General features: G+C 62.8%; 6 protein-coding genes. All 6 read right to left on the reverse strand.

The window, feature by feature from the left end; genetic code table 11:
• Window positions 1–34 precede the first annotated feature (34 nt).
• Window positions 35–3,031 (reverse strand): TonB-dependent receptor, encoded by a 2,997-nt coding sequence (locus TEP_RS05400; RefSeq protein WP_165933949.1) that lies wholly within the window; start codon window positions 3,029–3,031, stop codon window positions 35–37.
• A 338-nt stretch (window positions 3,032–3,369) separates the two neighbouring features.
• Window positions 3,370–4,182 (reverse strand): sel1 repeat family protein, encoded by an 813-nt coding sequence (locus tag TEP_RS05405; protein ID WP_132824547.1) that lies wholly within the window; start codon window positions 4,180–4,182, stop codon window positions 3,370–3,372.
• A gap of 62 nt (window positions 4,183–4,244) precedes the next feature.
• Window positions 4,245–6,233, reverse strand: coding sequence for a prolyl oligopeptidase family serine peptidase (locus TEP_RS05410; protein ID WP_240790634.1), 1,989 nt, complete (start codon window positions 6,231–6,233; stop codon window positions 4,245–4,247).
• Between the two features lie 87 nt (window positions 6,234–6,320).
• Entirely contained in the window at window positions 6,321–9,143 is a 2,823-nt protein-coding gene (locus TEP_RS05415; RefSeq protein WP_132824549.1) for a TonB-dependent receptor, read from the reverse strand.
• Between the two features lie 334 nt (window positions 9,144–9,477).
• Complete coding sequence (locus TEP_RS05420) at window positions 9,478–12,282, reverse strand: TonB-dependent receptor (RefSeq protein WP_132824550.1); 2,805 nt, start codon at window positions 12,280–12,282, stop codon at window positions 9,478–9,480.
• Window positions 12,283–12,672: 390 nt separating this feature from the next.
• Complete coding sequence (locus TEP_RS05425) at window positions 12,673–15,480, reverse strand: TonB-dependent receptor (RefSeq protein WP_132824551.1); 2,808 nt, start codon at window positions 15,478–15,480, stop codon at window positions 12,673–12,675.
• Window positions 15,481–15,724 lie beyond the last annotated feature (244 nt).

The raw sequence follows: 15,724 nt of genomic DNA on the forward strand, positions 1-15,724 counted from the left end.
CCGGGTCTGTCGGGGTACTGCGGTTCTGGATGGATCAGAACTTGTACGAGGCGCCCATATAGAAGTAGCGACCGATGTTGTCGTACATGGCCGAGCCGACATCGGAGCCGAAGTAGTTCACCGGGGGATCCTTGTCGAAGGCGTTGTCGATGCCCAGATAGACGTCGATCTTGTCGCCCGGGAAGCGGTAGCCGAACTGGAAGTTGTTGTAGACGTAGGAACCGTTGCGGATCGGACTCTGCGAACCTGGGTTGCTGTTGTAGCTGTCCGGGGTCACGCGCAGGTTTCCGTCAACGTAGGTCATATCCCACGAAGCGCGCCACTGGCCCAGCGAGTACTTGGTCTGCAACTGGGCACGCCAGCGCGGATCGGTCACGTAGGTGACGTACTCGGTGTATTCATCCGGGAAGTCCTGGAAGGCCCATTCGCGGGACTGCAGCAGACGGGTGCCGACGAAACGCACCACGGTATCGCCACCGGCCAGTTTGAAGCGGTAGTCCATTTCCAAGTCGACACCGATACGGCGCGAGCGGGCCAGGTTCTCGTTCAGCGCGGTCCAGCGGGTGATCGAGTACTCGGGGAAGGCCCGGCCCTGGGCGTCGGTGAAGCCACCGACCGGCGCGCGGACGATCTGGCCACAGAACGCATTGCCCACGCCCCCCGGCGAATCAACGCAGCGGGTGGCATTGGTCTGCGCGTTCACCGCACCGATGGCGTCCTTCAGGTTGATGTTCCAGTAGTCGATCGACATGCCGAAACCTTCCAGGAACTCGGGCTGCCACACCAGGCCGTAGGTGAAGCTGCGAGCGCGCTCGGGCTTCAGGTCCGGGTTGCCGCCGCTCACGCCGGGGCGGCTGGCGGTGTAGGTGTCAACCCAGCCCACTGGAATGCCCAGCGCCGAGCAGTTGGCCTGGCGCAGCGCCGGATCCTTGGCGGTGGACGGACGGTTGCTGTTGGTCACCAGGTAGTTGCAGGGATCGGCGACGGTGGCGAAGTTCTCGCTCTGCGGGTTGTACAGCTCACCGATGCTCGGTGCGCGCACTGCCTGCGACAGGGTGCCGCGGGCGCGCAGGGTCGGAATGATGGTCCAGTCCAGGCCCACCTTCCAGGTGGTGGTCTTGCCGATGCTGCTGTAGTCCGACCAGCGGCCGGCAGCATCCATGGTCAGGTTGTAAATGCCCGGGATGTCGGCCAGCAGCGGTACGGTGGTCTCCACGAACGCTTCGCGCACGTCGTACTTGCCGGCACGGTTGGGAATGGCGTTCAGGAAGGTCAGGCCCTGTGCGGCCAGCGGATCGGTGATTTCGCGGCTCTTCTCGCGGCGGTACTCCACGCCACCGGCCACGCCCACGTCACCGGCCGGCAGGCTGAACAGTGATCCGTTGGCGACCGAGGCGCTGAACACGCTCTGCTGGATGCGGGAGAAGTTGTACGACTCGACGTTCATCCAGTCGCGAGCGGCCTGGGTGACCTGGCCATTGCCCAGCACGCTGAACGGAATACATCCCTCGCGGCCGAAGGCCGAATAGACGCGGCCGGTGTGCGGATTGATGGCGTTGGGGTTCAGCGTGGTGCGGCAGGTGACCTGGCCGGTGGCGGGGTCGATCACTGCATCCAGGCCAGCCTGCCAGCGCTCGTTGATGCGGTTGTTGAGGTTCCAGCGCTTGACTTCGCTCTGGCCCCAGTTGCCGTATACGTCGTAAGTCCAGTTATCGGTCAGGTTGCCTTCCATGCCGAGCACGAAGCGCTGGGTGTTGCGCTCGACGTGTTCACCACGCTGGCCGGCATCGACGTTGAAGCGGTTCAGCGTGATCGTCGAGGCGCCGTTGGCCAGCATCAGCGCACGCAGTTCCGGCGTCACAAAAGCGTTGTCGCGCTGGATGCGAAGGGTGGTATCGAACGACGGCTGGGCCAGGAAGTCCGATTCGGTTTCGGTGTACTTGCCTTCGAAGTAGATGCGGTGGTTGTCGGTCAGGTCGAAGTTGATGATCGTGTTGACGCTCTTGCGATCAAACTCCGGCTGCAGATCGGCCACGGCATTGAGGTCGGCGAAGTCGCAGTTGGTGCAGCTGCTGTTGCTGACGACAATGCCGTCGTAGCGCTGCTTGCGGAAGGTGCCGTCCGGGTTGAACTGGTAGCGGTTGCCCCACGTTGCCGGGTTGGTCGCGCTGAAGGTGCCCAGGGTGAACGTGCCGCCATAGGAGATCGAGTGGTTGCCACCCGGGCCGCTCAGCACGGTCTGCGGGTTGCTCTCGCTCGGCGGCTTGGACGAGTCATAGTTCGGGTTCGGCACCGACACCAGGTACTGGCGACCGATGGAACGGTCGGTACGCACGAATCGGTCCTGCTTGCTGTACTCCAAGGCGATGGCAGCGTTGCCGCGGCCACCGGCGAAGTCGGTACCGGCCGACATGCTGACGAACGAACGGTTGAAGCCGCCTTCATCGGCCATGCCGGTCTGGCCGCGGATTTCCGCGCCATCGAAGGACTTCTTCATGATGAAGTTGACCACGCCGGCTACGGCGTCGGCACCATACACGGCCGATGCGCCACCGGTGATCACTTCCACCCGCTCGATCCATTCCACCGGAATGGTGTTCACGTCGACCGAGGTCGAGCCGGAGGTCGCGCCGACGTGGCGGCGACCGTTGACCAGCACCAGGGTACGCGAGGGGCCCATGCCACGCAGGTCCATCAGTCCTACGCCGGCGGTGCCGATGAAGCGGGTCGAGTTGCCCAGGGTATAGGTCGGGGTCAGCGCCGGCAGGCGGGTCATCAGGTCGCCGATGTTGTTCGCGCCGGTGGCGCGGATTTCTTCGGCGGTGATGGCAGTGACCGGGGAGGGGGTCACGAAGCCGGTGCGCGCGATGCGCGAGCCGGTCACGCTGACGCGGTCCAGGTCGATCGGGTTGTTGCCGGAGCTGGCTTCCTGGGCCAGGGCCGGGGCTGCGGCAGCCATCATCAGGCCGGCGAGCAGGGCGTTGGTCAGCGGGTGGCGACCGGGCGTGCGGTGGTGTGTCATCGAGTGGATCCCCCTATGGACAAAATTCTCTCGCCTCCATGCAATTGTTATGGTGATGTTCAGATGTCGTCCTGACTTGGCTCGAACCTAACATGCAATTAACGAGAAATGCATGTTCCCGTCACAATTTGCAATATGCCGCAGTGCTTAGCTACATAAAAGTGCAACAAATACATCTACTTGGTCTCATTTGTGATGGACGCACGGAGATCGCTCGGATGATGCTGAATCCCACGTTAAGGTCGACTTTGCGCAGGGTGGCGGTTTGTTCTGAAAAAAAGCCCCGGGTCGAAGCCGGGGCCTTGGTTGTTCAGGGGCCTGTGCTGCGCGTTCAGCCGCTGGCGGGGTCAGGGTCTGACCGGTCCGTCCTGAAGGGCGGGCATTTCGGTGCCCGCATCCGGTTCGGGCAGCTCTCCTTGTGGCTTCACCTCCGGAATGCGGGAGGCGGCCGTTTCCTTCGGCAGCTGTTCGACGCCGCCGACGTTGACCGAGCCGATCCGCGGCTTCTTCCAGATAGAGTCGTGCCAGGCCTGGTAGCGTTCGGGGTCCCAATAGCGTTCGTCGTAGAACTTGGAGCCGTCGATTTCCTGCGGACCCGCCGGGCCGGGCACGATGATGCGCAGGGTTCCGGTGAAGCCGGTGCGGCTGCCGGTCGTGGCACGGCGTTCACGGCGCAGCACCGCAGCGATGCGCGGCTGCGCGGCGGCATCACCGTAACGGGCGTAGATGGCTTCGCCTTCGCTCACCGCCCGCGTGCGTTCGGCTTCATCCAGCTGCTTCCAGTAGCGTTCGCGCATTTCCAGGAAGCCTTCGTAGCCACGTTCGGCGGCCAGGTCCATCCAGGCATAGGCCAAGGCACGGTTCCGGACAGTGCCATCGCCGTTCCACAGCATCTCGGCCACCATCGCCTGCGATGGCTTGTCGGCGTACTGGGCGGCGTACTGGAAGAAGCGCAGCGCGTCCTCACGCTTGCCGGCCTTGTACTTCTCCAGCGCCAGCAGCCGGAAGCGCAGATCCGGGTGGCCGTTGAGGAAGCCGGCGGTGATCATCAGCTTGTCCTGGGTGGGATCGGTCGGAGCCTGGTCAGTCGCCAGCGCGTTCGTGTACATCAGCAGTCCAGTCAGCAGGGCGCCGGTCGCCATCCATTGCGGGTATTTCATCTGCGGTTTCCAAGGTGCGTGGTGAGGACCGGGCGGGCAGGGCCCGCCCGGCGATGCCAGGCTCAGGGGCTGGCGGCATTGCCGCCGCCGGCGCCGATGTGGCGGTCGAAGAACTTCAGCATTTCCGTATACAGGTTGACCCGCGCGTCTTCGCCATAGAAGCCGTGCATTTCCCCGCTCTGGACAATCATGCCCTCGGGCTTGTTACCGGCGGCGATCAACGCCTTGTTCATCAGCTCAGTCTGCTCTGGTACGGCACGCGCGTCACGTGCACCGGCGGCCAGGTAGACCGGGATCTTCACCTCGGCCGCGCGCAGTGCCGGCGAAGCGCGATTCCAGTCTGCGCGCTCGGTGCCGTGGGTGCGGCGCAGGAAGCGCAGGCCCGATTCGCGCTGCGGAATGTCGCCCTTCTTGAACAGCATGTCGATATCGTAGACGCCCACATAGCCAAACGCGCACTTGAACAGGCCCGGCTCGCGGATCGGCGCCATCAGCGCGGAATAGCCGCCGAAGCTGCCGCCGTATATGCAGATGCGGTCGCGGTTGGCGTAGCCGTTGTCGATGGCCCAGTGGGTTGCTTCCAGGATGTCGTTCTGGATGCCCTGGTCCCACTGCCGGTGGCCGGCATCCTCGAAGGCCTTGCCGTAGCCGGACGAGCCGCGGAAGTTGACCTGCAGCGTGGCGTAGCCGCGGTTGGCGAACAGCTGTGCTTCCGGATTGAAGCCCCAGTTGTCGCGCGGGCCGATAGGTCCGCCGTGCGGGTTGACCACCAGCGGCAGATTGCGCCCGTTGGAGCCGTTGGGCAGGGTCAGGTAGCCGAACACCTTGCGGCCGTCGCGGGTGGTGATGCTGAATGGCTTGATCGACGCCATGTTCTTCTTGTCGATCTGCGGGCGGCGGGACATCAGGAAGCGGGCCTTGCCGGTATCGCGGTCGTACAGATACAGCTCGCCAGGGTTGCTGTCGCTGTACACGCTGACGATGATCTTGCGGCCGTCCTGGGTGTAGCTGGAGAAATCGACCATCTGACCGTCGAAGGCAGCCGCCATCGAGCCATACAGTTCGGCATCGGGGTGGTCTTCATTGATCAGCTTCACCGCAGGCGCACCGGCCTCGGTGACCACGCCGATCAGCGTACTTTCGTCGGTCGACCAGATGTAGTTGGAGACTTCGGCAACCGGGTCCTGGAACAGCGGCTTGAAGGCGCCGCTGGCGGTGTCGAGCACGCCGACGGCGGCTGGCGCCTTGCCATCGTTCTCGGTGGCATAGACGGTGCCCGTGTTGGTCGTGGTGATCACATCCAGGTGCTTGCCGCCACTCTTGGAGGCATTGAGCAGAGTCCAGCCGCTGCCATCGCGCCGGTACAGTTCACTGCGCTCCTCGTACTCACCTTGTTCGTTGCGACTGGAACTGCAGATCGCAAAGCGCGGCTCCTTGGCGGCGTCCAGCGCGATGCTACAGTTTTCCTTCGGCGCGCGGCCCAGCGAGGTGCGGCGGCCGCTGGTGGTATCCATGCGCACGATTTCGGTGTTGCCGCCCTCGGACGAGCGCGCCGAGGTGACCTGCATGATCACGTTCTGGTTGTCGCTCTTCAGCGTATCCAGCAGCGAGAAGCTCTCGCGGCCGACTTCCTTGCCGCGCTGGGTGGCGTCGCGGGTACCGTAGTAGATCAGCGGACGAGCTTGGCTGCCGTCGGCGTTGACGGCATACCATTCGCCGGTGGACATCGGCGAGGCGTAGCCGCCCAGCTTCTTGACCGCGTCGAACAGCAGGCGGTCGGGACTGGTCCAGTAGAACGAGCCGATGCTCTTCTTGTCCGGCAGCGAGTGCACCTTGACCGGCTTCAGGTCGCTGGTGCGGATGACCGTCAGCACGTCCTGGTCGCCTTGGTCGACTGTGATGGCCAGGTACTCGCCGTTGGGCGATATCTTGACCGTGCCGTAGGTCGCATGGCCGACGAAATCCTTGACCGGCTGCTGCGGGGCGACGGCGTGGGCGGGCGGTGCAGCCGCCGCGATCGCCAGCGCGAGGAGGGACAACATGCGCTTCATACGCATTCTCCAGATGTTTGAGGCAATGGGTGCCCTGCAACGCGAAGAGCCCGGCAAGGCCGGGCTCTCCGTTGCAGCATGGAACGATCAGTTCAGCTTGTACTCGAACTGCACGAAGATCTCGCGACCGATCGCGCTGTAGTTGTAGAAGAAGAACGGATAGGTGTTGTAGGTGTCGTCCTTGGGCGCCAGTTCATCGAAGACGTTGTTCACGTACAGGCCAATGGTGGCTTTGTTGGTGATCTTCTTCTGGATGTTGGCGTTCCAGATCACGTAGGAGCCGATGCGGCCGGTTTCCGCCCAGTTCGGCAGCGAACCCCAGCGGTAGCCGTACACGGTGGCGCCCCAGTCGTCGCGTTCCCAGCTGGCGGTCCAGTTGATGCGGCTGCGGAAGTTGAAGAACTGCTTGTGGTCACGCACGTTGCGCGTGCCGCTGCCCGGGAACTCCTGGTCTTCCAGCTTCAGCACGTGGGTCCAGTTCAGGCCCAGGTCGAAGTTGCCCCAGCGATCGGTGTCGATCTTGTACTTCCAGGCCACGTCCAGGCCCGAGGTCTTCTGGTTGGCCTGGTTGAACGGCACGGAGTGGTAGTCGACCACGTACTCGTCTTCACCAGTGGTCGGGTTGATGCCATCGCGGCCGACCAGACTGCGGAAGTAATCGCACGCGGCAGAGGTGCCATCCACCGGTGCGCCGTCGCGGGTGCGGCCCAGGCGGCAGTCGGCTTCATTGCGCATCAGGTAACCGAAGGCGATGTCCTTGACCGCGCCTTCCAGCTCGATGTTGTAGTAGTCCACGCTGAGCGACATCTGGTCCATGACGTCCCAGACGAAGCCAACGGTGGTGGACTTGCCGGTTTCTTCCTTCAGGTTGCGGTTGCCCTGTCGGTCGCCCTGGATGGAGTAAGTGTAGTCGGTGCCCGAGCCGCAGTCGGTATTGCTTAGCGGGTTCAGGCCATCACGACGGCAGCGGTACTCGTCCAGCGCGCCGTTGAGGAAGAAACCCGACGGCTGGGCGAAGATGTAGTGCATGTCCGGCGCACGGAAGCTGGTGGCGTGGGTGGCACGCAGCAGCAGGCTCTGCACGGGGCGGTATTCGAGGCCGGCCATCCACGTGGCGGCACCGTCGACCGAACTGGCGTCGTCGTACTTGTCATAGCGACCGGCCAGGTTGGCCTTCAGGGTGCTGAAGATCGGCACGCTGAACTCCAGGCCCGCCGCATATCGACTGCGCTCGCCGCCGCCGCCGGTGGCGGTACGACCCAGCGGGCCACCGGTACCGGTGTAGTCCTGTTCCATGCGGAAGTCCGGCGAGATGTCGTACTTCTGGCGGGCGGCTTCCAGCACACCGGCCATGGCCAGCGGGCCGGCCGGCAGTTCGAACAGGTCACCGCTGATGCCGAAGATGGCCTGCGAGGACTGCGAATCGGCGGTGCTGGAGAACTTGTCGCTGAAAGAAGCGACCTGCTCCGGCGTCAGCGGGTTCATCAGACGATCGACGTTCAGACGGTAGATCGGCAGCCCATTGGGGCGCGTGCCCAACTGCGGGCCGTAGAAGAAGTCGCGCACGCGGCTGGCCACCGGCCAATTGAAGTTGTCATCGGCGCTGTAGCGCGAGTGCGACAAGGTGGCGTCCCAGTCGAACTTGTTGGCGATGTTGCCGCGCAGGCCGAAAGCCACGTCCAGCGACTTTTCGACGTAGTTGTTCTGCGCACCGATGCTGCCCACTTCCGACGGGGTCAGGATGCGCTGCACGTTGCCAACAGTGCCGCCGAACTGCGGATCGTAATGGTTGGTGATGCCCAGGGCTCCGCCGCTGGCGAAGAAACGGGTGGCACCGGCCAGCTTGGCCTCCGAACGCGACGCGCTCAGCTGGCCCCAGGCCTGCAGGCCGCCGTTGAAATCGTAGGTGCCGTACAGGTAGCCGGACTGGGTGCTGTCGGAATTACGGATCGACTGCGTGGCCGGATAGCCGAAGTAGCCGCAGCGGTTGGGCGCGGCCACGGTCGGTGCGGACTTGTAGGTTTCGAATTCGGCGAAGCGGCCGCAGACTTCAGCCAAGCCACCCGGTGCGGGCCATTCGCGGATCGCGCCAGCGCCGCGGTTGACGGTGAAACGAACCGATTCCACTGCGGTGGCGTCGGCCGGATCCACCGACGGGTCGTCGCGGTAGGAATCCATGAACTTGCGCTGGCTGGCGTAGATCGCCTCGCGCTCCATGGCTTCGAAGGCATAGGTCAGGCTCCAGTTGCTGCCGGTCTTGCCGCCGACCCACTGCAGGCGACCGGAGTCACCGCCGCCGCGGGTGGTGGTGCCGCCGCGCAGGGTGATCGTGTCGCCTTCGAAGTTGGTCTTCATGATCACGTTGACCACGCCGGCCACCGCGTCCGAACCATAGATCGCAGACGCGCCGCCGGACAGGACTTCGATGCGGTCGATCGCAGCGGCCGGGATGTTGGCCAGGTTCACTGCGTTGGACTGGCTGTTGTACGGCAGCGGGTAATCGGTGGCGCGGCGGCCGTTGATCAATACCAGCTGGTAACCCGGGCCAAGGCCGCGCAGGTTCAGGAAGCTGGCGTTCTGGGTGAAACTGCCCGAGGTCAGTTCGTTCTGCACCGAGCCGGTGAACTGGCTCAGCGTGGTCAGCGCGTCATATACGGTGTTGAAACCCTGCTTTTCAATGTCCTGCGAAGTCACCACGACCACCGGTGCCGGGCCTTCGACCTCGGCACGCTTGATGCGCGAACCAGTGACCGTGACCTTGTCCAGCTGGGTGGTGGTGCCGCCGCGGCCAGCGGTCTGTTCCTGGCCGCCCGCGTCCTGGGCCAAGGCAGGTGCTGCGACCGAGACAACCAAGGCCGAAGTCAGTGCGAAGCTCAGCGGGTGGCGGCCGAGCAGCTTCCGATGCGTCATGAGTGGATCCCCTTGAATTCATTCCGTTCGCACTTGGTGTCCTCGGGAGTCGTGCCCGGGTGGCGTCCAATGTGCCCCTTGAAAAAGTGAACTAAGTCACGATTACCGGCTTCACGAGCCGACGACCCGAGATTAACACGAGCTTAACTAGTCCAGTCAAGTGTTCATCAGCAAGTCATAAAGACATGATCGGCAAAGTTGTTTTTCGGGCCGTCTTTCGGGACGGTGCTTGCGTAAGTGATTGAAATTACTTTCATTAATTCAAGTGTCGTGGAGTTCGCTCAAAAAAAAGACCCCGCTGAAGCGGGGTCCATGAAACACATGCGCAGGGTTCTTACTTGGCACCGAACTCGTACTTGGCCTGCACGTAGATGGCACGGCCATACGCGTTGTACAGGTAGTTGTTGTACGGCTGGCCGCTGGTGCCGGAGAAGCTGTACCGCTGGTTGTCGGGCATCTTGTTGAACACGTTGTTGACCATCAGCGACAGGGTCAGGTTGTCCATCGCCCGATAGTTCACGCTCAGGTTGTAGGTGGTGTAGGAACCCCACTTGCCGGCCTTGTAGCCGGAGCTGTGGACGTAGTCGTAGCCATTGCCCAGGTAGGCCATGTAGTTCGGCGTCTTGCCGATGTAGTTGGCATACAGGGTGGTGGTCCACTTGTCCTTGGCCCAGCCGATCGAACCGTCGGCGCGCACCTTGGCGTACGAGTCGTACACCCACATCGCATACGGGTCGCGCAGCAGGTCCAGGTACTCATCGCCCGGCTGCGGTTGCAGTTCGCGCTTGAGCATGTCGGTGTAGTTGCCGGAGAACTGCAGCGAACCGAAGCGGCCGATGTCCTGTACGTACTTGAAGCTGGCCGTCAGCGCCTGCAGGTTCTGGCTGGCCACGTTCATCTTCGGCGTATAGATCTCATCGAGTACGCCGGAGGCGTCGCGGGTGATCCAGTCGCTGACGTTCTGGCAGCTGGCCGAGGTGTTGTTGGTCTGGCCGTTGCGGCAGTAATACTCGGCCAGCAGCAACTGGTCGGAACTGAGGGTGTTGACCTCGTTCTTGATCTTCCAGTTGTAGTAGTCCACCGACACCGACAGGTTGTTGATGGGCGCCCACACGATGCCGGCGTTCCAGACATCGGCGGTAATCGGCTCCAGGTCCGGGTTGCCGGATTGGGTGCCGAACACCGACACGCTGTCATACGGGCAGCCGGTGGTGTTGGCCGGGTCGTAGCCCAGCTGGCCGCAACGGTAATAGTCGGTGGAACCGTTGGCGTAGTAGCCGCTGACACCCTGGAAGGCGTCGGACAGGGTGGGCGCGCGGAACGCGGTGCCGTACTTGCCACGGAACAGGAGGCTGTCGATCGGACGGAATTCCAGGCCGACGCTGTAAGTCGCCTTGTCGATGGTGTTGCCACCGATCTTGAAGGCGTCGTAGCGGCCGGAGCCGGTCACCGTCAGTGATTCCAGCAACGGCATGCGCAGTTCGCTGGTCACCGCGTAGCTGCTGCGATGGCCGGCGCCGGAAACCGCAGTGGTACCCCACACGCTGCCATCCACCAGGCGGGTATCGGGCGTGTAATCCCAGCCTTCGCTGCCGCCTTCAACCACCACTGCGAAGCCGGCGTCGCCGCCGGGCAGCTTGAACAGCGAGCCATTGGTGACCTGCGCACGCAGCAGGTTCTGCCAGGTGCGGCTCTGGCTGTAGGTGTAGCCGGTGAAGCTCTGGAAATCACCGCTCGGCAGTGGTGAGTAGAACGCTTCCCAGTCCGGGCTGTAGATGTTGTACCCGGTGCTGGTGGTGCCCAGCACCGGCCCCAGCACGCGCTGCTCGAAGTAATCGTTGATCGGATCGTTCCAGCGCACGAAGTTGCGCTCGGTCAACTTGTATTCGCCGCGGGTGAAGCTGGCACTGTAGTCCCAGCTGCCGGCCGTGCCGCGGCCGCCGAGCGTGACCTGGTAAGCCTTGTTGCGATCGGTGTTCATGATGTCGCGATAGCCGCCGGTGCCGATGTCCTCCGGCGCGAACACGCGCTGCAGGTTCATGTACTGGCCGCTGCCCTGATCGTAGAAGCGGCCCCAGCCGGAGGAGGTGCCCCACCAGGTGTAGTTGGAGCCGGTGGCGTACTTCACTTCTTCCAGGCTGTAGAGCGCGTCGCCGAACAACTGGAAGTTGTCGTTCACATCGAAGGTCATCGAGCTGTAGATCTGCCCGCTTTCCTTGCCGTTCTTGATGGTCTTGTAGCCGGTGCCATAGACCGAACCGCAGGCTTGGCCGGTCGGCCGGGTGCCGAGCACGGTGGTGCCGTCGAACTGGCCCGCCACGTTGGCGCACAGGTTCGGGTCCATCATCGCGTAGCGGTTGCTGTTGGCCGGCAGCAGCACCAGGAAGTCGTTGGAGACGTACTGGGGGCTGTAGCCGTCGGGATTGTTGACCTTGGTCAGGTCACGCTGATAGCCCCAGATTGGGCTGGTCTTTTCGTACTGCACGTTGACCAGCGCATGGAATCGATCGTCGACACCATTGAAGCCGCGCGCCGCACTGACGCGTACGCTGTTGCCGCCGCCTTCGGAGTAGGCACCGCCACGGACGTTGAGCACACCGCCATCCATGCGCTCCTTGAGGATGATGTTGACCACGCCGGCGATCGCATCCGAACCGTACAGCGAAGACTGGCCGCCGGGCAGGATCTCGATGCGCTCGACGATATCGATCGGAATGCCGCTGATGTTGTTGAAACTGTCGCTGCCGTTGTACAGCGCCGGATACGAGAGCATCGGGCGGCCGTTGATCAGGTACTTGGTGTAGCCGGGGCTGAGCCCGAACATGCCGGCGGCCTCGGCACCCTGCGTGAACGAAGCGGAGGTCTGCCCGCCCTGCAGGCCGCCGGTGGACAGCGAGGACTGCTGCAGGACGTCGGCGACGCTGGTGAAGCCGCGGGTCTGGATGTCCTCGGCGGTGACGGTCAGAACCGGCGTGTGGTTCTCGATCTGCGTCTGCGGGATCAGTGAACCGGTGACGGTGACGCGGTCAAGCTGGGTCGGGCCGGTGTCCTGCGCGTGGGCTGCGCCGGAGGCGAGCAGGGTGCCGATCAGGGCAAGGGTCAGGGGGTGACGCGAAGGCGTGGAGCGATGGCGAGACATGATGGATCCCCGTAATGAGCGATGTCGTCTGGCTGATGTCCTCCCTGACATCTTCATGATGTGTTCAGTTGCAATCCATTCAGCCGGACCGTAACACGACGTTCACGTTGTCAAAACGGTCCCGTCACACGGATGTGCTGCTCATCGGAAGAAAAGTCCTTTGAAATCAGTGCGTAAACGCGATTGTCTGGGAATGTTTCAAAATGTTGCGTTGCGGAACAAAATCGATCGAAGCCGATGTTTCGTATGTAGATCAAGGGCTTGCTGGCTTCGCGGATGCTTTTCTCATTATTTAATTTATGAGACGAGTTTGGATCTTCCGTCTCAATTGACGGGCATGAAAAAAGGCCCCGCCGGAGCGGGGCCTCTGCGCAAGTGCGGGTTCGACGCTTACTTCGCTCCGAACTCGTACTTGGCCTGCACGTAGACCGCACGGCCGTAGGGGTTGTAGATGCTGCTGTTGTACGGTGCGCCGATGTTGCCGGCGTAGCTGTGGGCCTGGCCGTCGGGCATCTTGTTGAACACGTTGTTGACCATCATCGACAGCGTCAGGTTGTCCATCGCCTGGTAATTCACGCTCAGGTTGTAGGTGGTGTACGAGCCCCACTTGCCGGCCTCGTAACCAGACGGATGCACGTAGTCGTAGCCCTTGCCCAGGTACGCCATGCGGTTGGGCGTCTTGCCGATGTAGTTGAAGTACACGGTGGTGGTCCACTTGTCCTTCGCCCAGCCCACCGCACCGTCGGCACGCACCTTGGCGTACTGGTCGTAGTTCCACATCGCGTACGGGTCGCGCAGCAGGTCCAGGTACTCGTCGCCCGGCTGCGGCTGCAGTTCGCGCTTGATCATGTTGGTGTAGTTGCTGGAGAACTGCAGCGCACCGAAGCGGCCGATGTCCTGCACGTACTTGAAGCTGGCCGTGACCGCCTGCAGGTTCTGGCTGGCGATGTTCATCTTCGGCGTGTAGATCTGCTCCAGCTTGCCGGTGCCATCGCGGGTGATCCAGTCGCTCACGTTCTGGCAGCTGGCCGAGGTGTTGTTGGTCTGGCCGTTGCGGCAGTAGTACTCGGCCAGCAGCAACTGGTCGGAACTGAGGGTGTTGACCTCGTTCTTGATCTTCCAGTTGTAGTAGTCCACCGACAGCGAAAGGTTGTTGATGGGCGCCCACACGATGCCGGCGTTCCAGACGTCGGCGGTGATCGCTTCCAGCTCGGGGTTGCCGGACTGCTCACCGAACACTGATTCGTTGGCATACGGGCAGCCAACCGTGTCGCTCGGGTTGAAGCCGAGCTGGCCACAGCGGTAGTAGTCGACCGAGCCGTTGGCGTAGTACCCGCTGCGGCCCTGGAAGGCATCGGACAGGCTGGGCGCGCGGAAGGCGGTGCCGTACTTGCCGCGGAACAGCAGGCTTTCAATGGGACGGAATTCCACGCCGATGCTGTAGGTCGATTTGTCGACGGTCTTGTCGGCGATCTTGAACGCGTCGTAGCGGCCCGAGGCGGTCACGGTCAACGACTCCAGCAGCGGCATGCGCAGTTCGCTGGTCAGCGCGTAGTTGCTGCGATGGCCGGCGCCGGCCACCGAGGTGGTGCCCCAGACGCTGCCATCAAGCAGGCGCTGGTCGGGGGTATATGACCAGCCTTCGCTGCCCGCTTCGGCCACCACTGCCAGGCCCGCATCGCCACCGGGCAGCTTGAACAGCGAACCATTGGTGATCTGCGCGCGGCCCAGGTTCTGCCAGGTGCGGCTCTTGTTGTAGGTGAAGCCGGTGAAGGTCTGGAAATCGCCGGCCGGCAGCGGCGAATAGAACGCGCCCCAGTTCGGGTTGTAGATGTTGTAGCCGTCGTCGGTGACGCCCAGCACCGGACCCAGCACGCGGTCTTCGAAGTAGCTGTCGATCTCATTGGCCCAGCGCGCGAAGCTGCGCTCGGTCAGCTTGTACTCGCCACGGCTGAAGCTGGCGCTGTAATCCCAGTTGCCGACGTTGCCGCGCCCGCCCAGCGTGATCTGGTAGGCCTTGTTGCGATCGGTGCTCATGGTGTCGCGGTAGCCGGCGGCGCTGATGTCCTCCGGCGCGAACGCGCGCTGCAGGTTCATGTATTCGCCACTGGCCTGGTCGACGAACGCACCGAAGCCGACATCGCTGCCCCAGAAGGCGTAGCCCGAACCCGAGTTGTACTGCACTTCTTCCAGGCTGTAGAGCGCGTCTGCGAACAGCTGGAAGTTGTCGTTGACGTCAAAGGACATCGACGAATAGATCTGGCTGCTTTCCTTGCCGTTCTTCAGCGTCTTGTAGCCGGCACTGAAGGGTGAACCGCAGGATTCGCCGGTGGCACGCGTGCCCAGTACGGTGGTGCCGCCGAACTGGCCTGCCACATTGGCGCAGCGGCTCGGGTCCATCATCACGTAGGCGTTCTGCTGGTCCGGCAGGTAGACCAGGAAGTCGTTGGTCGGAACCTGCGGCGTATAACCCTTGGTGTTGTTCTGCTTGGTCAGGTCGCGCTGGTAACCCCAGATCGGGCTGCTCTTCTCATACTGCACGTTGACCAGCGCGTGGAAGCGGTCATCGAACGCATTGAAACCATGCGCGCCGCTGACGCGGAAATCGTTGCCGCCACCCTCGGTGTAGGCGCCGCCGCGTACGTTCAGTACACCACCGTCCATGCGGTCCTTGAGGATGATGTTGACCACGCCGGCGATCGCATCCGAGCCGTACAGAGACGACTGGCCGCCGGGCAGGATCTCGATGCGCTCGACGATGTCGATCGGGATGCCGCTGAGGTTGTTGAAGGTGTCGCTGCCGTTGTAGAGAGCGGGGTAGGACAGCATCGGCCGTCCATTGATCAGGTACTTGGTGTAGCTCGGGCTGAGACCGAACATGCCCGAGGCTTCAGCGCCCTGGGTGAACGAAGCGGAGGTCTGGCCGCCCTGCAGACCGCCGGTGGTCAGCGAGTTCTGCTGCAGCACCTCGGCAACGCTGGTGAAGCCACGGGTCTGGATGTCCTCAGCGGTGACGGTTAGGACCGGCGTGTGGTTCTCGATCTGCGTCTGCGGGATCAGCGAGCCGGTGACGGTCACGCGTCCAAGATCGGTGGGAGTGTTGTCCTGGGCGAGCGCGATCGCGCTGCTGCTGGCCAGGATCAGGCCGCTGAGGACGGCGCGGGTGAGCGGGTGACGCGGGAAGCCATTGCGAGACATGCGGTACTCCGTGTGGTCGTGAGAAACGCGTTTTCCCTTTCCTGGGAACTCATGGATGGTTCAGCAGCCCTGCAGGCGCAGGAGGGCGGCGTTTTTCGAACGTAACACACGCTTAACTTGTTTTTCGCGGGCTTGTCGCGCTCTCGCAATGTCTGGTTGGGAGTTAATAAAAATTTCTTTAAAAACAATTTATTGCAATAGTGGTACGAATTTGCCGAGTCNGGCTTAATGAATATGGAGTAAA

This window comes from Stenotrophomonas sp. TEPEL, from assembly GCF_004348785.1.
Classification (GTDB): domain Bacteria; phylum Pseudomonadota; class Gammaproteobacteria; order Xanthomonadales; family Xanthomonadaceae; genus Stenotrophomonas; species Stenotrophomonas indicatrix.